We start from the raw sequence: 19,279 nt of genomic DNA, 5'->3' as shown, positions 1-19,279 counted from the left end.
CTGGCGGACAACGGACAGTTTGTGCTCGCGGTTGATCATTTCTTTCCGCTCAGCAGTCCGGCTTTGCCGAGCGCACCGGATAAAAAATCGTTCTCCAGTGTCAGCTCGCCGATCTTGGCGTGCAGTGTTTTGACATCGACGGCCGCCGGTTCCGCCTTCGCTTCATCACCGAAAACGCCTGTCGCCCCCTCAAGGAGTTGGTCTTTCCACTGTTTGATCTGGTTGGCGTGCACGTCAAACTGCTGGGACAATTCCACCAGCGTCTGCTCGCCCCTGATGGCGGCAAGCGCCACCTTTGCCTTGAAAGCCGGGCTGTGGTTCCGGCGCGGTCGTCTCGTCATGGTCTCTCCTGTTCCCGGCATCTAAACCGAAGTCAGGCAGAAATTCCACTTATCCTAGCTGTGTAGATTTCCCGAGCCAGCTCTGAGTGCAATCCCTCTGAGCGCGCGCTCCGCGGCAATGTTCGTGAGACAAATCCGGCCATCTTCCAGGAAACGGGCAAAGCCATCCCAGCGCTTCAGCATATAGTCGATCGGCTCGATGGTAACCGGCCGTTTGCTACCGCGGAGATTTCGCCTTGACGCGAGCGATGAGTTCCTCGTCGTCTACACCCCTCGTGCAGAAACTAAACTTTCCACCAAAGGAAGCGGGAATACCGCCATTGCAAGGAGGCATGCTACGGCCACTAGGCTTAATCTCGCTGTTACGGCTCCAATTCCGAGCGCGCCGATTACCACTGACAAAAGGAACCCGTGAGTAAGGCTGTATGTGTTGATGGAGGTCAATGCCCACGCGGTGAGGAAGTAAACTGAGCCGCGCAGGAAGCGTATCCCCCAGAGCAGAGCTATATTCAAAAAGGCGCGTTCGTCGATCGTCAGTTCGTTCATTGTTTACCCGAAGTAGTGATCAGCTCAAAATTTCAGATCTCACTAGACTACAACCGGTGATTTCGCAACATAATAATTGCATAGGGGAATTAACTTGATTCAACGCGCTTGAGGCGTAGACAGCAGTAGGCATGCGGAGAAAGGCAGCCTTGAGAAGTGGGCGAAATTAGGTAACTGCCGCAGATATTGGCCCCTTTGTATTCGGATAGCGGGTCGTGAATTCCTATGGCTCGAAACCGGGTTAAACCTTCACCAAGGTAGTCGCTCCTTGCATACCGTTTCGATGAGATCTTGAAGAGCCTTGACGCGCTCGACCAACCAGGTGAGCTCCTCCGTGCTGATTTTGTATTTCGACGAATATCGCGCTTCTACATAGGCTCGCGACAGTAACTCGAAACAGCGCCGTGAAAACCGGCTGTCGCGCGGCCACGCCTCGACCAGCCTGAGATCAAGGCCTTCGGCTTGAGAGCGGAGGACCTTCACACGATGGGATTTGGGGCTATAGAGGGTCAGCGTCAGCAGCACGCAGTGGTAGAACCGTTCTGTTGCCTGGTGTAGGTCAAATGCGGCGTGATTAGGCATGGTGTCTTGAACCGCGTTTTGCGCCTGGATCAGGCAATAAGATGCGTTAGCGAACCAGCGTTCGAAATGCTGTTTGGCTTCCGCATCCGCAGCTTCAGCCGTCAACGGTCTCGGCTCCGCCAGCGCATGGCCGGGCTCCTCGTAGAGGGGAATGCCGTCCCTGGCGATATCGACGAAGAAGGGTCTCCCGCGGGACAGCTGGTCGTTGACATCGGCCAGCGTGTGGATGATCGGCACCACCGGTGTTTCGATGCGATGCGCGACCTGCTCCGTTAACAGCCGCTCCTCGATGCCGTCCCAGAGCTCCTGCTCCTCGGCAAACGACCTGCTGTTGACGACGATTAACAGATCGTAGTCGGAGCGATAACCGCTCAAGTGATCCTCGACCCAATCGCCGCGGCCATAGGATCCATAAAGAATGACTTTCAGGATCTTGCCGGCATGGCGCTTGGCCGACAGCTTGCCTGCCTGGAAGCGTTCGACCTCGGCAAACAGGATCTCGAGGATGCGCGCCAGTTCGCGCCGCTTCCTGTCCGGCAGGTGCTCGATATGGTCGGTCAGGGTCAAAGCCGCGTCAAAGCCTTCGGTCAGAATCGCATCCATCGTAGCGGTTCCATCATGATTGCGCATCTAAACGTTATACGGGAATTTGCCGTTACGTACAATCAAACTCCGGGCGGCCGGGCATCCTGATGCAGGCGCTGTACCACGTCGCCTATCGTTCGAACTCGCCTCGGTCGCGGTTGCGCTCGGCTTCACGCTGAAGCTCTTTCAATCGTGAAACCCGCTGTTTGGTGTGATCTGTTCGTGTGTCTGCGGCAGATTGCATGCGATCAGCTCGCATGAGCTCCTCGGATTTCGGTTCGCGGCCTTGCATCTCATTTGCCGTATTCCTTGCGCTGTGACTCTCATCAGCACCGCCGGCCCTGTTCGTTACCCGCTCGGCCGATCGCTCAGCGGCCTCGATCGCAACCCGCACGTCGTCGTCAACTTCAGCGATCTCGCGAATATAGGCGTTCCCAGCGGCGCCGAGTTCGCCGGCGCGGGCAAGCACGGCACTGAGGCTGGTCTGCAACGATGCTTTATTGGGGCTGCTCCGGTCAGCGTCAGCCGACGCGATCAGCTTGCGGTAATGCTCGACCGCGATCATGACGTCGTGTCCCGCCTCGAGCGATGCCAGCCGCTCGCGTGCGACGGCATCCTCTCGGTTGATGTCGTCCGCCTGTCGCGCGCGGAGATTTTCACGCGGGCGGTCACTGGCCTGCTCGGCCTGTTCCATCATCTCACGGCGGGCCTCGACATGGTCGCGCGCTGCCGAAGCGATCTCCTCGAACCGGCTCCGCCAAGCTTCCGGCGTGACGCGTTCAGCCTGAGCCAAGGCACCTTCGACACGCTTTTCATATGCCTCGAACTCGGATCGCGTCATCGTGCTCATGCTGTCGACCTCCGTAAGTTTTGACAATTCAACCAATGCAGCCCGCGCTCGCGAGCCATTCTCGTTTTGTAGATCTCGCGCGTCCGGCATTTCCTTGAGGGAAAGTCCTGTGGTCGCCATCCGAGAAAGCTGCGCTTTGGCAAAATTCTGAGCGTCGGAATTCTCTGCGTGGCGGGCAACCTCCAGCCACTGCGAGCGAACTTTCTTCATGTACTCCAGGCTTCTCGCGGTCCTCGGCGCCGTCGGCTCCTCCCGCCGTTTCTGATCATACCGTCGCCTGGCGAAATTCGACGTGCCGGTATGCTCGGTTCGTCCCTTGCGGCTGATCGGCCGGACTTGATTGCGCGTGTAAGCCGGCGCGCTTGCCTGGTCTCGGCGATCGGTCATTTCCATCCGAATGCCGCGGGCTCGCGCCTCTTTTGCCAAGTCCGCGCGCCAGCGGCGAAACGATCCGATAGACGTTTCGATCCGGTCTCCGTTCTCCGCCCGCATCGCAACGATCGCGTGGACATGAACATGCGGGCGCTTGCCACCCACCTGTTCGGCCTTCGGATCGCGCGTCGGATCATGAAGGGAAAAGACATAGCGGTGCTCGCCAAATTCTTCTGCCAAAAACGCACGCGCCGCCGCCCCGAAGGCATCGACATCGGTGCCGGCCCGTGCTGACATGACAAGATGCATGACGTCGCGCGACTTGCGGCTGTGGAGCTCGCCGCGCCATTCCTGTTGCACCAGATCGCCGGCCTGTTTGGCGTCGGCAATCTTTTCACCACGATCTTTTTCGACAGCGCCGTCGAACCTGGCCACCAGTTTGCGCAGACGGCTCGTGCCATACTCGACGCCGTTGCCGTAACCAGTGAAGCGAAACTCCGCTTTGCCGGCGTAACCTCCCTTCGCTCTCATACGGGCCTGGACGATCTCGGTGGCCTTGGCGTCGGCTGTTAGTCGCTCGCCAGCCTTCGAGCGCAAGACAACAACCCCTTCGATGCGAAAAGTTCCGTCGTGCTCCTCGACCCCGAATGCAAAGGATCGATCGCCGACCGCGGACCTGACGATGTAACGCGCCCATTCATGCGGTGCTTGCCCTTTCTCGGGACCATGGGCGATGTCGATGCAGAAAAGTCCGATATCGCGGCTTTCAGTGCGATTGCCCATCAGATGTGCCCAGTCGTCGCAGAGTGCGGCTATTGCATCCCGACCTTGCAGCTCCTGCCCAGATTGGGTTTCCATCGAAACCTCTCCATTGCGGGAGATATAGCCCGCCATCGCGCCGAGCCGGCCACCACCGCCAAACGACGCCATCTTCACGACAGCCGGTTGGCTTCCGCTTGCAAGTCCGGCAAACCGCGTTCCCATCGGTCGGCGCGGCGACGAGGAATTTGGCGTCTGCGGTCGACGAGCATCTTTTTTGAAATTTCTCGAGGGCTTCTGGCTCGATCCAGCAACAGGCACGGTACTTCCGCGACGTCGGCGATCCTCCTCATCGTCGTTTGCCCTGCCCATCAGCCGCTCATGCAGGAAGGCGGCCCTTCGGCGCTCCCATTCCTCTGTGAAAGCACCGAGAAAGATCTCCATCAGGCACGCCCTCCAACTTTACGCCCGGTTCTCCTCTTAAGCCGGTTCAGTTCCAAGGCGAGACCGGCGGCGATCGGCAGGAGGCCCTTTAGGAGTTCGCTGACGTCGCCGGGGTTGAACTGCCGGTAGGCGAGCTGTGCAAGACTGTTCAAGTTCACACCGATCGTTCGCAAGTCGCGGTGAAGAAACTCGAAAATCGCCCGATCTTCCGCCGTCAGAAACGGTTGGACCCCGGCACCTTCGAGCGTCAGCGAGCGCATGAACGCCGACACCGTCAGTTCCGCCTGCTCCGCAGCCTTGTGAACAGCGGCCAATTCCGACGCGGTGAAGCGAGCGTGCACGACATGGGCCTTCCGCTCGTTCGAAGGCGTCTTGACCGGTGCTGTCTGCCTTGCTCGAGCCACGTCACCTGCCTCATTCATTGATCGCCGCAGGGCCATCGACGGCTTGTCCGTCGATCGTCAGCAATTTTGTATCACAAAATTGCGTATCCTGCCAAACCAATTTAGTTCATTTCAGTTCATCGATGCAAGGCTATCCTCGGGACTGCGCTCGATGGAAAAGCTCGCAGTAGGGCGATGTTGCCGTGAGCCACGTCAATGTCGTGTGTTCATGGTGTGGCCCTGATTCCCATGGGAGTACAGGAACAATATAGCGCAATTCCAAAGATATATAGTCAACGGATGCTTTTCAGTTTGAGGGCGGGGCATGCTATCGCCGATTGGCGAGTTGACACGTAGTGGCCACGCATCCATGTGAAAAGGACCTGGATAAAAGGGGACTGGACGAGAGGAAAAAAGGAACTAATATAGTTCAACATGAAAGAGCGGCTTTTGGAGACAACAATCGTTGGAGAGAGCTTTCATGACACGGACTTATGCAGTGGTAAGCAACAAGGGCGGCGCCGGGAAGACGACAATGGCGACGCTGATTGCGGGCGAATATGCGCTGGCCAAACAGAGCATTCTCATGATCGATGCCGACAGCCGGCAAAATCTCGCCGGCTGGTGGAAGCTGTGTCACAAGAAGGGCAACGTGCCAGCCAATATCGAGGTGGCAATTGCGGCCAACCAGCGGGCGATCGAAGATGTGCTTCGAACCTATGCACAGGCGTTCGATGTCGTCATTATCGATGCGCCCGGTGTCGACAGCGCCCTGCAGACCACCATCATCCGCTCCTCCAACATCGTCCTGTCGCCGGTGCAGCCTGGAATCAAGGAGATCGAGGCGGCCGGCCAGACGATTGCAGAAGTCAACGACGTCAACGATCAACTGGGTCTATTCGTGCTTCATATGAATGTGCGAACCCGCATCACACTGACGGGTCGAAGCCTCGAGGCCTATCGCTACATAAGGCCGTTTGTGGCGGGGCTGATTGAGGCCAACTACCAGACGATGCTGCTCGACGCCGAACTTTATGAGCGCAATGTCTACCGGGAAATCCAAAATGGCCTCGGAACACTGCAAATGCAGGAGCCGACAGAACCGGTTCGCAAGGCGCGTTTTGAAGTCAAGGCGCTGGTGGACGAGATCGAGCTTCGGCGGACGAGGGCTTTGGCGGAGATTGCGGCATGACCAGGAGTACCATTGATTTTTCACTTGCTCCGAGACGCAAGCAGCCTGAACAGGGTGACATGCTGAAAGACATGTCTTCCGGCGAAGGTTCGAACGCTGCGGCCGTCGACCCTCCTCGATCGGCAGAAGCCAAGACCCTGCTCCCGAGACTTCCCGAAGAAGAAAGACTGCGTAATTCGGCCAGGCGCGCGGCCGAGCAGCAGGAAACGAGACGAAGGCTCAAGAACCTGAAGCGCACGAAAGAGCGGAACATCAGGTTCTATGTCAACGTGCCGCTGGAACAGGACGTCAAGGCAAGGCTTTTACGCGCCGCCCATGAAAACGATATCCGCATGACGGTCATCATGCAGGCGGCGATCGACACCTATTTGCAAGACAATGGATATTGAGCCAGTGCCTGCACCTGACCCGTCGAAGCGTGCGGCAATGATCAGCCGCCTTAGAAAGGCGGGTCGGGATCGATGCGGCCGTCGAGCTCCGCCCAGATGACTTCGCGCTCGGCGATCATCAGCGCGAGTTCAGCTTCGATCGCCCGACGTTCCTGAAGTGTCTCGGCGTTTCTGGCCTCGGCGCGGAGTTCCTCGATGTACTGTTCGATGGTCATGGTCGTCGTCTCCTTGAGAGATGTGAGAGATGACGGTGGCGAGCTGGGCGGGGAGAGACAGGTCAAGGCTCGTGACCACGACCGGCGGAGCCGGCGCTGGGAGGACCCGATTTTGTCGGAACGTAGTAAAACGAAGTGGAGAGAAAATTGGAGGGGCCGTGCGGCCTTGGTGCGGCTGGAACAAAGGCAGCCTGACTGATGCGCGCGTTTCTCATCGACGGCGAAACGGTCTCCGACGAAGCTGAAGATTTCGGCAACCGGCTGGCGCTTGCTTATCGCAATCGCTCACGCCCGATATGCCTGTGCAGCAATCCGGGGATCCCGATGTACATTGCGATGATCGGCGATCAGCCCACGATCAAAAGGATGCCGCTGACAGGTGGTGCGCATCATCAGGCTTGCCCGTCCTACGAGCCACCTTATGAGCTGTCGGGGCTCGCTGCCCTGATGGGGCATGCGATCAAACTCGATGATGATGGTAGAGCAGCCCTCAGACTGGATTTTTCGTTGTCGAAGAGGGGGGTCGGCGCTGCGCCGTCAGCGGGGACGGAGACCTTGGAGAGCGTCAGAAACGACAGCAGAAAGCTATCGCTTCGGGGTCTGTTGCATTTTTTATGGCATGAAGGTGGACTGACCGAGTGGACGGCGCGTTGGGCGGGAAAGCGCCATTGGAGGCAGGTCCACAGCCATTTGGTCGAGGCAGCGAGGACCATGTCGGTCGGGGGTGAAAGCCTCGCGGAACGGGTCCTTGTGCCCGAGCCGTTTCGTACGGACGACAAGGCCGCGATCGAGCAGCGGCGCGCCCTTGCCCTGGCGCCGCTTTTCGAAAACAAGCGGGGAGCGAGGCCGCTGATGATCCTGGTCGGCGAGATCAAGGAACTGGCACCGGTGAGGATGGGACAGCAGGTCGTAATCAAACACATGCCAGGTTTCCGGCTCTATCTGGAGGACGCGACGTGGCGCCGCCTCCAGCGACGCTTCGAAACCGAGCTGATGCTGTGGCAGAGCGCCGACGATCATCACCTGATCGTCATTGCAACGATTGGCGGTAGTCCATCGGGTCTGGTCACGGCTCACGAAATCGCCTTGATGACGGCAACCGAACAGTGGCTGCCTGTGGAAAGCATCTATGAAAAACGATTGCTGGAGACCCTTGCCCGCAAGCGTGAGAAGACGGTCAAGGGACTTCGTTTCGATCTTCCGCGGGCGCAGCCTTATGCGACAGCAATCTTGCCGGAACGGCCTCAGCCGTTAGCGCTTTACATCGTTTCGCCAGGCGCCGATTTTCACTTTGAGGCGGGGCTCAAGGAGATCGTGGAGGCAAGACCCGATCTTGCGGCATGGATCTGGCGTGTCGGCAAGGACGAGATGCCTGATATTGCCGATTAGATGCATCCCTTAAGGGATGCCGGTCGTACTCGCTCTCGCGGGCCTGCTTCTGCCATCCGGCGCCGAACTCGACATTGCAGGCGAGAACCCGGAAGTCACGAGCGTCTTCTGACGAGCGTTCGACGCGGACGATCTTGGCATTGACGTTGAGGTTGAGTGTCTTGAAGGTGCCGGAGAAGCCATTTTCGGATGCGGTGAAAGAGCCGATGGTTGCCATTGTCTTGTTCCTTTTCAGATGCTCGGGGCCGCGCCCATCGCGGCCTCATATGACGAGCCACTCGTCAAGCTGCTGTTTGGAGCTACGGGTGGGTGGTTTTCCGTGACGCCCCGAAGGTGCGGGGCGTCACATCCAGAGCGGTCAGTCGCCAGAACGGCGGGCCGGCCGCGACCAGATGAGGCTGAAGCTCTTGCCCTCTTCGTCCTCGACGAGGTTGGCGTAGAGCGGAGCGGTGAAGCTCGGGTCGTCGAGCTTGAGACCAAGGTAGTTGCGGCCCTCGTTGGACTGCTTGGACCAGGCGGCTCCGATTTCGATCCGGCCGACGAAGACGCGGTGGCTGGGAGCGTTTTCGCCGCTGGAGCGCGTATCGGAAACGATGCGGACGTTTTTGGCCTGGAGGGAGAGGGTGACGATTTCGCCGCTGAAGTCGTTGCCGGATTGTTGGAAGGTTCCGATGGTAGCCATTGTCGTTTTCCTGACTGGGTTGCCGAAGCCGCCCCATGCGGCCTCGATAGCGGTCACAAGGCGCCGATCGGGCCGACTGCATCCCAACGGGACCGCAGCTTAAGCGCAGGACGGCGAGAGCCGAGCTTGTTGCCTCGCGAGGAATGCGGCGAAGCCGCAGGGGAAGAAGGTCGGGGGAGCCGTTGCAGGATCAGGACAGATTGGCGTCAGACCCGCCTGAAGAGAGGTCGTATGGGGCGGCTTCTGCACACCGGTCTCGTGGGAACGATGCGGGGCAACGATCTTCCAACGATGAGCAGGCACTGATGGCGCGTCAGAGTTCGCCTTCTGAACCTCCGGTCTAAGCCCGCTCCTTGATCCGCGCCCTGCACGTATCAAGCTCGTGTCCGCTCGCCGTTCCAACGGCGCCACCACAATCCCGCCTGCGGCGGCTAAGGACGATCGAGGCGAAGCCGCTCTCCCAGACATGCCTCATCGGGCCAGCGGAAGGAGCGCCGATGACAACCAGCTAGGTGACGTGACAATGGCGCCCGTGCGACCAGCCTCTTGCCGGCTTGTGCCTGGCCACTCCACAGATAGTGGAGACGGAGGACTTGTCCCGCCTCAAACACGGTCGTCGTCAAGCAATTGATCGAGGCGGCTCATCAGTTCATCATGGAGCTCGTCAGGTGCGTCGTCCAAGCCGTCGGCCACCGTGTGTACGACCAAGCAGCCTGCGATATTGTTCTGCGGTGAGAATGATGAGCTTTTCCCTGTCGCGCTTGGTAAGCGTGACAGGCTCTACCCGCGCGGTCTCGAGAATTTCGCCCGACACACCGGCCCGCGAGTGGTTATGTAGGATCCACCACCAGACTCCTCCTGGCGAATTGCCATGCCTCGTTGCTGTCCTCGGTTCGAATGACCCGAGTGAGGGTGCGTTCTCGGCCGCGGCCGAAGAGTGTCTTCTCACGCATGGCGAGGATCGTCATCCGTTTGAGATTCTGATACTTTTTCTTTCGCCGATCGATCCGATCCTCAGGTCTGTTCTTCTGCTTCAGGTGTCCGCCAGCATACTTGCCGTCGATGTGGATCTCGCCTTCGGTTTGCTGTCAGTAACGAGGGATTTGCCCGCCCTGTGCGGCATTTTCATTTCAAGAGACCCGATCTCAACGCCGCATTTGCGCAATTCAGTAGCAATTGCCACCAACGGCTGATTGGAGATCAACGCTTGGGACCGAAGCCGTCTGCGTCATGATCGTTAACATCGCTCATGCTTTCCGTTGCCCGTGACGGCCCAGAAATGCTGTGGTCATTTCGACCATCGTGCAAACGCAGTGTTTGAGCCGGCCTCCTACCGTTCAAGATTCTGTCAAGTTCGGCTGTACGGGATCTGGATAGCCGAACCTTTTCAGCGAACTGTGGCCAGCGACTGATCGCCGTTCGAACCTGCTCTATGACTTCCTTTGCGTCATGATCGGAGATCGATGCCCCTCTGGAGACCGTCAATAGGTGAGACATCCCAGGGTCTCTGCCTTCACCGGCGATAGCAGCGCTATGCTCCCCACCCGGTCCGGAGGAAAAAGTAAGATCATAGGCCGGTGCCAGCGACCACCGGCCACTACCGTTCATAAGAAATGCGTGGTTCTTCACATGGTCGTCACGGTTCTTGGCATAGACATTGAATACCATGTTTCGAAACATTTTCAGGACATCCGCGCTGTCACGGGTCATCATGAGCGTAAGCTTGTGAAGCTGTTCGTAGTTCAGCGATGCCTCGCGATGGTCAGCGTTCAATAGTCCACTCGCAGTGTGCATGTGGACCCGTCCAACAGGGATTCTGTCAAAACGTTTTGTCGCGAAAAGCCGCTTTCCCTTGCGGGTATCGAAGAGCCGAGTCTCGGCCATCTCTACCCCTGCGGCTGTCGCCATAAGCGCGTAAGCCTTCTCTTCCGCACCGATCTCAGCCGGATCAGAAGTACCAGGAGCTTTCACCATCCATCGTTCAAATCCCGGTTCCAACGACTGACCGTAGTCCAGAACACAGGTATTCTCGACCTTGTTGAAACCTATCATTATCTTTGGCCGTGCGCCCGCGGAGCCACCTTGGGCGCCCTGTAGGCTATCGATATCGGCAACATCCATGTCCGCCTGTACCAAATCTACTTGATCAGCAAACCAATCGAGATCAGTGGCTTCGGTTGGTTGTTTCTGGTTGTCTGGCAAATCAGGAATGTATGTTAGCGCCCCCATCCCCGTTCTGCCGACAGCCGAAAGGCGATCCAATGGGGTGAGTCGGGTGTAGTCGATGCCAGCTCGCTGGAGGCGGCGGTCCAACAACAGCCGGCCCCAACCATCAGGTAGGCTGTCGTTAAATAGGCCATGGAGACCGTCAAAGGGGTCGCGTGGTGCCGCAATCAATCCTGGAGCGGTCTTCATATGGAAGGGCGAAATTAACAGGGGCGCAGCGAGAAATTCTGCCGCGTACTCGAAGTATGCCCTGCGTTCCTTACCACTCCATGCGAGGGTGCCGAGTTTCTTCTCGTGCCCTTCGAGATCCAGATAAACGCTCATTCGCTGAACTGGTCTGAACTTCATTTTTTACGCACCCGCTGCTTAAGAGGACGATCAACGACATCATCAATTGTCCGCGGTGGCCGATTTGGAAACAAGTGCTCGAACTCGACCTCTGCCTCAAGGATAAAGGCAATTTTTACAAGACTTTCGAGGGAGATTTTCCCAGATTCTTCAAAGAGCCTAAGTGATCCGTAGGAGACGTCCGATCTTGTGGCCAGCTCCCTTTGGGTCAGACCATGCTCGATCCGCCGACGCTTCATTCTTTCCGATAAGCCTTTGATGACATCCGAAGGAGAAGACATATTAAATGCGAACATATTAGCACCTAGGTAGCAAAATTTGTGACAAATGCTAATATAATAGCATTTAACGTGCTTTGCAATATTGGCGGCGTGGGCATTTCCGATCGCATCCAGCGGGCCGATGTCGGCGTCCATCACCGCTTTTCGGTGTGACGCTTGACGTCAGAAACCGGTTCGCCTGATCGCCAAAGTCACCACATTCAATCCAGGCCAAGGTCCTCCGGATCCGGCACAGTCTTGGCAAGAACATCCTGGATACTGATCCTTTGGTTCATCGGCATGTCCGCAGCTGACAGGGAAGCAGCGATGACAGACTTCAACTTGCGTGCGGTGACAACCAGTCTTTCCTTCGAACTGACAGCGTCGACGTTTTCTGCAGACGAGGCCTCAAAGGCAGCATCGTCAGTGACCTCATGCCGATCGAGCTCAATCCTACCAGGTCTCGGAGAAGGTCCATCGACCGCGTAGTCGGGCAATGTGGCAGGCACTGCCGAGGAGCGAATGCCGGGCAGTCTCTCCATAGATCTCGTCGATGCTTTTGAGGTCCTGAACGACGAAGGCCATCTTGATGTTGTAACCGGCGACGTAGGGGAGCATAGCAACTCGCCAACCCAACTGTGCCGAGTTATAATGTTTTTGCAAAACAATTATAATAGCAACCCGACCGCCGTCGGGCCCGCCAAGGGCGCCTCGGTGGCTGATGTGCGCTCTACCGTCGTTTCGTCGGCAGCCGTCGCCGCACCAGCACCGTGCTTGGTCATACTTCAGTCCAACATCTCGTCGTCTGAGCAAGTAACCTCAGCAAGCCCCGCGCACGCTCGAGGACCGTGCGAGCAAGAGAGCGGGCCGTTTAGTCTACGTCGTCGCCATACTGCTCCTCCTCGTCATAGTCTTATGTTCGCCCGAGCCAGGATTAGAAAGCATCCGGAGCAGGTCGCCGCAGCGACGATAATGGGTTTGATATGTCAATTCAGGCCGACCTCTTCCGGATCCGGAATAGTCTTGGCAAGAACATCCTGGATGCTGATCCTTTGGTTCATCGGCATGTCCGCAGCTGACAGGCAAGCAGCGATGACAGACTTCAACTTGCGTGCAGTGACAACCAGTCTTTCCTTCGAACTGACAGCAGCGTCGACGTTTTCTGCAGACGAGGCCTCAAAGGCAGCATCGTCAATGACCTCATGCCGATTGAGTTCCATCCCACCAGATCTCGGATCAGGTCCATTGTCCGCGTAGTCGGGCAATGTGGCAGGCACCGGCAAGGCTCGGGCCATTTCGACGTCTGGAACTGGTACAGTGTTCCGGCGAGAAGCGAGAGCGGCAGTCTTGAACGGCTCGATAGCGTGGTAGCGAAGCTTGCTGGCGAGGATCGGCTGCTGCCCTTCGACCAACAGGATTGCCTTGTCTTCCCGCATCTGCCGGACCTCCTGTGGCATCATCAGGTCGCGTTCTCGGATCTGTTCGACCTTCGAGCGCCGTGCCCGACCAAAAGGCTCGAGCGTTCTTGTTTCCGATTGATAGCGGATCGTGCGCTTTCCCAGCGCCCGTGAAGCGTATTCTGCCGTGACCTGATCGTTGGCGCCGAGGATGAGCTGAAGCCCGCAATTGCCCAGGAGCGAGTGCCGGGCGGTTTCCCCATAGATCTCGTCGATGCTCTTCAGGTCCTGAACGACGAAGGCCATCTTGATGTTGTAACCTGCGACGTAGGGGAGCTTGTTAAGGATTTCGTCCATCTTCTTGAGCTGTCGGAATTCGTCGAGCAGAAAGTAGACGGGGAGGGCATCAGGGTTGTGCTCGCGTGTCAGCAAGTCCATCACCTGCTGCACGAAGAGGGTGAGCAATGGCCGAAGCACCGTCATGTCCGTGATGTTCGGGGCGAGATAGATCGTCACCGGGCGCCGTTGCAACGAGGAAATAGCCATGTCGGTCACCGCGGTTGCCGCAAGCACGCGTTCGTTGCGAAATGGACCCAGGGCTTTCTGGATATCGAGAAGCGCGGAGCGGGCGGCGCGTTCGTTCAGGGAGATAAAGGCGTTGAAGCTGTCGATGGTGAAGCGGGAGAGATCGCCTTCGTTCTCCCTGATCAGCTTCATCATGGATTGCAGATCAACGCCTGTATTGAAGAAGGCATTGACCTCGCCAAGATTGCGGCGGTTGCGATAGTGCCGGCTCTCGAGCACATAGCTGATCACGCCGGCGATTAGCTGTTGCGCGGTTCCTTGCCAGACGGCGTTTTCGGAACCAACGGTCTCGGGGATCAGGAGCGCGGCAATGTTCTGAATGTCGATTGTCCGGCTGCCGCGGTCGGCACGCACGAAGTCGAGGGGATTCCAGCGATGCGTCTTTTGCGAGCCCGGCGAAAACAGGAAGACCTGGTGTCCCTTGGCTCGCCGATATCCCGCCGTCAGGTCGAAGATCTCGCCTTTCAGGTCGGTAACAATCATCGAGCCCTCAAACATCAGGGCATTGGGAATGACATAACCGACGCCTTTGCCGGAGCGCGTTGGCCCAACAATCAGGTGGTGGCGATCGTCCTGTCGTCGAAGGATGCGACGACCCGCACGCCCGAAAACATGACCACCTTTGCCGAACCAGCCGCCGCGGCGCAATGCGGGCAGATCCTGGAAAGCGGCATCGCCAAGCGGACTGCTTTTTCGCCTGAGACCGAATACAGCCGCGAAGGCACCTGCTGCGATTGCGGGGAGGGTCGCTGACAGCGCCACGAGCCTCAGCGATTTGTTGCCAGAATAGGCTGTAAACTGCTCAAGCGGAGCGAGCGGATTGGTCGTCGTCATTAAGTGCAGGACCCGCCCGTCCTTAAAGACGATGTGCAGGATAAGGCCGTAGGCAAGCATCCACACCGCGACCGCGATGATCGCGCAAAAGAACAGGTAGACGGCAAGGTATCCCCGGCTCATGCGGCACGCCGGGCGTAGTAGATTTCAGAAACGCCCCTCAGCCCCCCATCACGGCGCAGCTGGATGACGATCGGTATGACCATTCGGATGTAGGACATGAGGTCGCCCTTGGAGTAGCCCGATGACATGCCGGCCTGCATCATCATCAGCGCGAGTTGCTCGTAGGCGCCCATCGGCGTGTCTGCATGGACGGTCGACATGCTGCCGGGATGACCGGTATTGATCGCCCGCAGGAAGGTGAATGCCTCAGCGCCGCGAATCTCGCCGACGAACAGCCGGTCAGGCCGCATGCGCAACGATGCTTCCAGCAGGGTCTGGATCGACACATGCGCCGTGCCCTGGTCGCCGCGCGACGCCAACAGATGCACGGCGTTGCGATGTGGGGGAAAGAGTTCACGCGTGTCCTCGAGCGTCACGATGCGCTCGCGCTCATCGATGCTCTTCAGGCAAGCGTTCAGGAATGTCGTCTTGCCCGTCGACGTGCCGCCGCTGACGAGGATCGAGACCCGCTCGCGGATGGCCGTTTCGATAAATTCGTGCGCCCGTCCGGCCTTAAGAAGGGCATTAAGACGTGCTTCGGTCTCCGACAGACCGTCGACAGTCACCGACACTTTGTCGAATCCACCGGCATCGCGATACTGCGTCAAGGTGAGGTCGTTGATGACCTGCTTTCTTATCGAGATCGATCCGCCGTCGGGTGCTGCTGGCGGCAAGACGATCTGGATCCGCTCGCCGGTTGGAAGTGCCGCGCTCAAGAGCGGATTGGCAGGGCTGATGAACTGGCTGCTTGCGGCAGCAACCCGCTCCCCGATATGCTCGATCTCTCTTGCGGTCAGTTCGGCGATGGCGTGAAACTCCATGGCGGAGGCTCCGAGCCTTTCCACGAAGACCTCACCTGGTCGGTTTATGGAAATCTCGATGACGCGGGAATCGGCGAGGAAATCCGCAAGTGGCTCAAGCGCCCGTCGCAGAAAATAATAGGCGTCCCTATCGGGTATGCCTTTGATCGAGGCCTCGCTCATTCTTGATCTCCTTCAGTGCTTCCTCGACCGGGTCCGGGTAGATGGCGGAGAAGTCGAGGTCCTGCCGGACATAGACAAAGATCCGCTCGCCCTGGGGAACGTTGATGGTCGGGGGGATGCGGAGGTTTTCCGACAGCGCCTGATTGGCCATGTCGGAGAACGTTTGTGCGATGGTCTGGCGAGCGAATTCGCCAGCCCGGTCGGCGTTGGTCTCGCCGTTGCCGCCAGAGCTAAACTGGTTGGGGCCGTATCCGATCAGGTAGGACGAGCCCACACCGACGACGGAAAGCAGGATCGCCGAGCCGAACCGCTCGCGCCACTTGGTGTCGACGATGCCGGTAAGGCCGGAGCGTCCAAGGCTATCCGTGCCGATACTATTGAGCCGCACCGAGACGCCGTCGTCGCGCAGCAGCCGGGTCCAGATAACGAAGATCCGCTTTTGCCCGCGCGTCACGTCAGATTGGTATTCGCCGATCAACCGCGTACCGGTCGGAATAAGGAGGCGGCGTCCGTCAAAGGAATAGACATCCTGAGACGTAATGGCACGGATCTGCCCCGGCAAATCACTGTTGACCGCGGTCTCGAGAATGCCCGAAATGAGCGTGCCCTCGGGTATTATCGCATCGATCCGGTCAATCTGACGGGCTTTTGCCGACCGGTCACCAATCGCGGATGCCGTCGCCAAGAACTTGCTGCTGCGATCCTCGCCTGCAACGGTCGGCCCGCTACCGATGCTGTTTGGCGAGGCCGTATCACTTTTGATCTTGGCGGAATTGACGACGAGCTGCTTTGATCGATATCGCTCAGGGAATGCTTCGGGTTCCGGGTTGGCGGTAGCGGCCGGTTCGACGATATCGGGTGGAGGTGGCACATTGAATTCGGTCGTATCCGGGGGCGCTTCCGGCTGGTCAGGGGGCGGATCGGGGATCTGGATAATGTTGTCAGCGGGCTTTGGTTCAGGCTTCTGCTCATCCGGCAAGAACGACGGCGGCCTGAAGGTCGTTGTCGCGAACTCCTCGTCGCCTTGCAGAGTATCTCGTGCCGTCTTTTGGGGGGCGAAGACAAGAACATAGGCGAGGGCCGCAGCGCCGAGCAGCAAGGCAGCCCCGCCAAGCAGCCGCTTTTGACGGGCACGCTTCTCGCCCACCGCAATTTCGTCGGCCGCAAGCATGGCCTCGAGTTCGGGCGAACGCTGCATCAATTGCCACTCCTTTTGCCGTTTGCCGTCTTGTCATCGGTAAAGGGAGCAAGGAGCGCGGGATCTGGCTGGCCGAAATCCGGCTTTCCCAGATTGAAGATGCAGGTCCACTGGTTGCCGTCACGCAGTGTGTATTGCGACGCGGTCCCATCGAGGACGATATAGTCTCCTTCTCGACGGAAGTTTCGAAGGGTTTCGGTGAAGTCGCTGTTGACGGCAAAGACTGCTGGCACTTTTTGCCCAAACTTGAAAAAGGTCTTCTTCCCGTCGTCAAAAACCATGAGGGGTTTCAGGGCCGGATCACCGGAAAAGGCGTAGTCGATGTTGACGTTGGCCTTGTCGATACCGGACATGTTCGGGGTGCCGACCCGCGCCTCGGCCTGCCTCCTGAGGGAAGCGTTCAAATCCTTGTCGGGGTAGACGAAGCGGATACCGAAGACCTTTTTGTTGTCCTCCGGGGCATAATCGTTGAGCTCGAGGTAGTACATCCGTTTCGTCGTCACGACGTTCATGTTGGTCGCGGCGTTCCTCGCCTTCGGCTTGACGAACAGGATGTTTCCTTTGTCCGCCGGGACGATGTCCCAGCTGTCGGTATCGCCAACAGCGATCGTCTCGAACGCCTCACCCTCATCAAAGATGATCATCGTCGAGATGCCGTAGGTGGCAAATACCCGCACGACATCGTTCGGTTGATAGACGACGCTCGTCACCCGCGGATCAAGACGCCCGGCCAAAGGCGTCTTGGCAGCGTGCAATGATGCCGGCAGGATCGAAGCGATTGTCGCAAGAAGCAAGATGCGTCGTCTCACGGATTGCCCTCCGTGACCGTCTCCTGATCGCGTCGATAGTCGTAGACCTGAAACCCCAGCGGGTTTTCAAAGCGCCACTCGTTGGTTGTGGGCGTGTCGGTATAGCGATAGCGGACAACCGCAATCCAATGGCGGGTGATTGCGTCTGTGTCGGAGACTTCGCTTGTTGCAAAACGGACGATGCCGGTTGAACTGTTCGGGAAGGTTACCGAGGCGATCTCGGTCGTCACCCGTTTGGCTTTCCCATAGAGTTTCGCAGGGTTTTTGGCATTGGCAGCGCTATAGAGGTCCTGCAGATCGCGCGCCGCGTTGCCGGTCGAAAGGAGTGCTGCAATTCCAAAGTTCTGCTCGATCGCGTAGGGGTCATATCCTTCGCGGGATCTGATGTAGCGAACGATATTGGCCTGCGTGACGGCTTGTTGCTCCGTGAGATTGGCCGGACGGGTGAGGCCGCTCTTGACTTCGAGATAGCCGGTGTTCCGGTCGACCTCGACAATATATGGCTCGAAGCTCTTCAGCGGCACCAGCATGACGAGGGCGACCAGGCTGAGCAGCGTCGTGCCGCCGAATATCGCGGTCACGAACCATGCAAGCATGCGGGACCGCTTCGCCTTCTTGACGATTTCCTGCTCCCAGAGGTCGCCGCTCTGGTAATAGGTGCGCAGTTCGGGTTCCTTTGTCTCAGCCATCGTTGCTCTCTTCGTGTCCTGATCAGCCTGGGAGGCTCTGGCGGGAGATTTTCGTTTGCATGGCCGAGCGTGTGCCGGCGGCGTTACCGCCCACACCGTCGCTACCCCTGAGGTGGTTTGAGAGCGATCGACCGGCGCGATGGGCCCCAAGGCCAACCCGTACGCCGCCCCTGGCAACGGCGACTGGATATTGGACGCCAAGTCGGCGCGTCACTCCAGCCGCGACATTTCCGACGCCGATGGCAATGCCGCCGGCAATCCCCTGACCGATCGAGTGGATGTAGAGCATCACAAACCCGCCGGCGATGCAAAGCAGCAGGAAGCCGGCGATGTCGGCAAGCGTTAGTGTCCGTGACCCGCTTGCGGCATCGATCTTGCTGAGCTCCGGGTTCATCGCGGCAATCAGGAAGGCGGCGATGACGTAGATGAACAGCGGAATGAGCGCATAGGTCAGCACCTGGTTGAACCAGCCCATGCCGTAGCCCCGCGTGCGATCAAACAGCATGCAGGCAACGAAGATCGGAGCGGTGCCGATCAGGACCCAAAGCATCACCTTTGCAAGGATGAGGACGGCAAGCGCGATTGCGATGAAGATGCCGGCGCCAACCAGGATCACGATGCCGATCATGCTCGGAAGGATCGAAAAGTAGCCGGACTGCTCCGCAAGGGCAGAGGCCGCCTCATTGGCCGTCATCCATATCTCAGACAGACCGTTCGTCGGCTCGGTAATCCCCGTGCCCGAGGCGGCCAGAATCGCCCGGCCGACGTCTTCGGGCGTGTCGTTGAGCCAATGGTAGAAAAGATTGTTGAAGTTGGCCCAGGAGCCGACCAGGGCGAGAATGATCATCATCCTGACGATCCGGCCAATGATATCGCCAAGCGAAAGACGCGAGGTGGCCATGATCAGCTGCAGGCCGTACCAGGCCACGTAGGCCATGAACATCACCCGCAGCAGCGGCATCAGTTCGTTGCCGACTACGGTGTAAGCGTGCTGCGAAAAGCTCGAGCCGGAGTCTTCGATGCGCTGCAGCAGATCGCCTAGAAAATCGTGCATCCCCG

The 19,279-nt window shown here is 58.4% G+C and carries 19 protein-coding genes and 3 pseudogenes; 4 read left to right on the top strand and 18 right to left on the bottom strand.

Translation table 11 applies throughout. The annotated features are described in order from the left end of the window. The 6 genes and pseudogenes from FHX09_RS22865 to FHX09_RS22840 all read right to left on the bottom strand — a co-directional run. Positions 1–341, bottom strand: a pseudogene (locus FHX09_RS22865) (transposase); the annotation flags it as partial. An 84-nt stretch (positions 342–425) separates the two neighbouring features. After that, positions 426–542, bottom strand: a pseudogene (locus FHX09_RS22860) (transposase); the annotation flags it as partial. Between the two features lie 63 nt (positions 543–605). Further along, the gene (locus FHX09_RS22855) at positions 606–887 is read right to left on the bottom strand and encodes a hypothetical protein (RefSeq protein WP_184450712.1); all 282 of its coding nucleotides are present in this window, start codon (positions 885–887) and stop codon (positions 606–608) included. 249 nt (positions 888–1,136) lie between these two features. After that, positions 1,137–2,072: a HEPN domain-containing protein gene (locus FHX09_RS22850; protein ID WP_184450711.1), complete on the bottom strand. Its 936-nt coding sequence runs from the start codon at positions 2,070–2,072 to the stop codon at positions 1,137–1,139. Between the two features lie 112 nt (positions 2,073–2,184). Then, entirely contained in the window at positions 2,185–4,479 is a 2,295-nt protein-coding gene (locus FHX09_RS22845) for a conjugal transfer protein TraA (protein WP_184450710.1), read from the bottom strand. Continuing rightward, positions 4,479–4,883 (bottom strand): mobilization protein, encoded by a 405-nt coding sequence (locus tag FHX09_RS22840; RefSeq protein WP_348649191.1) that lies wholly within the window; start codon positions 4,881–4,883, stop codon positions 4,479–4,481. The genes FHX09_RS22845 and FHX09_RS22840 overlap by 1 nt, the downstream gene beginning before the upstream one ends. 460 nt (positions 4,884–5,343) lie before the next feature. On the opposite strand from FHX09_RS22840, the gene FHX09_RS22835 reads away from it, so the two are divergent. Beyond that, the gene (locus FHX09_RS22835; RefSeq protein WP_184450709.1) at positions 5,344–6,054 is read left to right on the top strand and encodes a ParA family protein; all 711 of its coding nucleotides are present in this window, start codon (positions 5,344–5,346) and stop codon (positions 6,052–6,054) included. Further along, positions 6,051–6,443: a hypothetical protein gene (locus FHX09_RS22830; RefSeq protein WP_184450708.1), complete on the top strand. Its 393-nt coding sequence runs from the start codon at positions 6,051–6,053 to the stop codon at positions 6,441–6,443. Before FHX09_RS22835 ends, FHX09_RS22830 begins: the two co-directional genes overlap by 4 nt. A 50-nt stretch (positions 6,444–6,493) precedes the next feature. On the opposite strand, the gene FHX09_RS22825 is transcribed toward FHX09_RS22830, so the two are convergent. Then, positions 6,494–6,658 (bottom strand): hypothetical protein, encoded by a 165-nt coding sequence (locus FHX09_RS22825; protein ID WP_183721968.1) that lies wholly within the window; start codon positions 6,656–6,658, stop codon positions 6,494–6,496. A gap of 198 nt (positions 6,659–6,856) precedes the next feature. On the opposite strand from FHX09_RS22825, the gene FHX09_RS22820 reads away from it, so the two are divergent. After that, on the top strand, positions 6,857–8,047 hold the full coding sequence (locus FHX09_RS22820; protein ID WP_184450707.1) for a DUF1173 domain-containing protein: 1,191 nt from the start codon (positions 6,857–6,859) through the stop codon (positions 8,045–8,047). On the opposite strand, the gene FHX09_RS22815 is transcribed toward FHX09_RS22820, so the two are convergent. Both FHX09_RS22815 and FHX09_RS22810 read right to left on the bottom strand, forming a co-directional pair. Further along, the gene (locus FHX09_RS22815) at positions 7,962–8,264 is read right to left on the bottom strand and encodes a DUF736 family protein (RefSeq protein WP_184450706.1); all 303 of its coding nucleotides are present in this window, start codon (positions 8,262–8,264) and stop codon (positions 7,962–7,964) included. The two genes, FHX09_RS22820 and FHX09_RS22815, sit on opposite strands and share 86 nt — an antisense overlap. A 141-nt stretch (positions 8,265–8,405) precedes the next feature. Next, on the bottom strand, positions 8,406–8,729 hold the full coding sequence (locus tag FHX09_RS22810) for a DUF736 domain-containing protein (protein WP_132594430.1): 324 nt from the start codon (positions 8,727–8,729) through the stop codon (positions 8,406–8,408). A 740-nt stretch (positions 8,730–9,469) separates the two neighbouring features. Between FHX09_RS22810 and FHX09_RS30075 the strand changes: the two genes are divergently transcribed. Then, complete coding sequence (locus tag FHX09_RS30075; protein WP_246699496.1) at positions 9,470–9,922, top strand: hypothetical protein; 453 nt, start codon at positions 9,470–9,472, stop codon at positions 9,920–9,922. A gap of 7 nt (positions 9,923–9,929) precedes the next feature. Here FHX09_RS30075 and FHX09_RS22800 read toward each other — a convergent pair whose 3' ends face one another. The 9 genes and pseudogenes from FHX09_RS22800 to FHX09_RS22760 all read right to left on the bottom strand — a co-directional run bounded on the left by FHX09_RS22800 (position 9,930) and on the right by FHX09_RS22760 (position 19,274). Further along, complete coding sequence (locus FHX09_RS22800) at positions 9,930–11,279, bottom strand: type II toxin-antitoxin system HipA family toxin (protein ID WP_246699495.1); 1,350 nt, start codon at positions 11,277–11,279, stop codon at positions 9,930–9,932. A gap of 20 nt (positions 11,280–11,299) precedes the next feature. Then, positions 11,300–11,719: a helix-turn-helix transcriptional regulator gene (locus FHX09_RS30070; RefSeq protein ID WP_245505571.1), complete on the bottom strand. Its 420-nt coding sequence runs from the start codon at positions 11,717–11,719 to the stop codon at positions 11,300–11,302. Positions 11,720–12,070: 351 nt separating this feature from the next. Further along, positions 12,071–12,178 (bottom strand): annotated as a pseudogene (locus tag FHX09_RS22790) (type IV secretory system conjugative DNA transfer family protein); the annotation flags it as partial. A 371-nt stretch (positions 12,179–12,549) separates the two neighbouring features. Next, positions 12,550–14,502 carry a type IV secretory system conjugative DNA transfer family protein gene (locus FHX09_RS22785; protein WP_184450705.1) on the bottom strand — a complete coding sequence of 651 codons (1,953 nt, stop codon included), beginning with the start codon at positions 14,500–14,502 and terminating at the stop codon, positions 12,550–12,552. After that, positions 14,499–15,524 (bottom strand): P-type DNA transfer ATPase VirB11, encoded by a 1,026-nt coding sequence (virB11, locus tag FHX09_RS22780; RefSeq protein WP_184450704.1) that lies wholly within the window; start codon positions 15,522–15,524, stop codon positions 14,499–14,501. Before virB11 ends, FHX09_RS22785 begins: the two co-directional genes overlap by 4 nt. Continuing rightward, the gene (gene virB10, locus FHX09_RS22775) at positions 15,490–16,722 is read right to left on the bottom strand and encodes a type IV secretion system protein VirB10 (protein WP_184450703.1); all 1,233 of its coding nucleotides are present in this window, start codon (positions 16,720–16,722) and stop codon (positions 15,490–15,492) included. The genes virB11 and virB10 overlap by 35 nt, the downstream gene beginning before the upstream one ends. Beyond that, on the bottom strand, positions 16,722–17,531 hold the full coding sequence (locus FHX09_RS22770) for a TrbG/VirB9 family P-type conjugative transfer protein (RefSeq protein WP_184450702.1): 810 nt from the start codon (positions 17,529–17,531) through the stop codon (positions 16,722–16,724). Before FHX09_RS22770 ends, virB10 begins: the two co-directional genes overlap by 1 nt. Then, positions 17,528–18,220 (bottom strand): type IV secretion system protein, encoded by a 693-nt coding sequence (locus FHX09_RS22765; protein ID WP_132594442.1) that lies wholly within the window; start codon positions 18,218–18,220, stop codon positions 17,528–17,530. The genes FHX09_RS22770 and FHX09_RS22765 overlap by 4 nt, the downstream gene beginning before the upstream one ends. Before the next feature lie 22 nt (positions 18,221–18,242). Beyond that, positions 18,243–19,274: a type IV secretion system protein gene (locus FHX09_RS22760; RefSeq protein ID WP_184450701.1), complete on the bottom strand. Its 1,032-nt coding sequence runs from the start codon at positions 19,272–19,274 to the stop codon at positions 18,243–18,245. Between the last annotated feature and the right edge of the window lie 5 nt (positions 19,275–19,279).

Origin of the sequence: Rhizobium sp. BK538 (assembly GCF_014197575.1) — a bacterium.
GTDB lineage: Bacteria > Pseudomonadota > Alphaproteobacteria > Rhizobiales > Rhizobiaceae > Rhizobium.
This window is presented reverse-complemented; position numbering and strand designations above follow the sequence as displayed.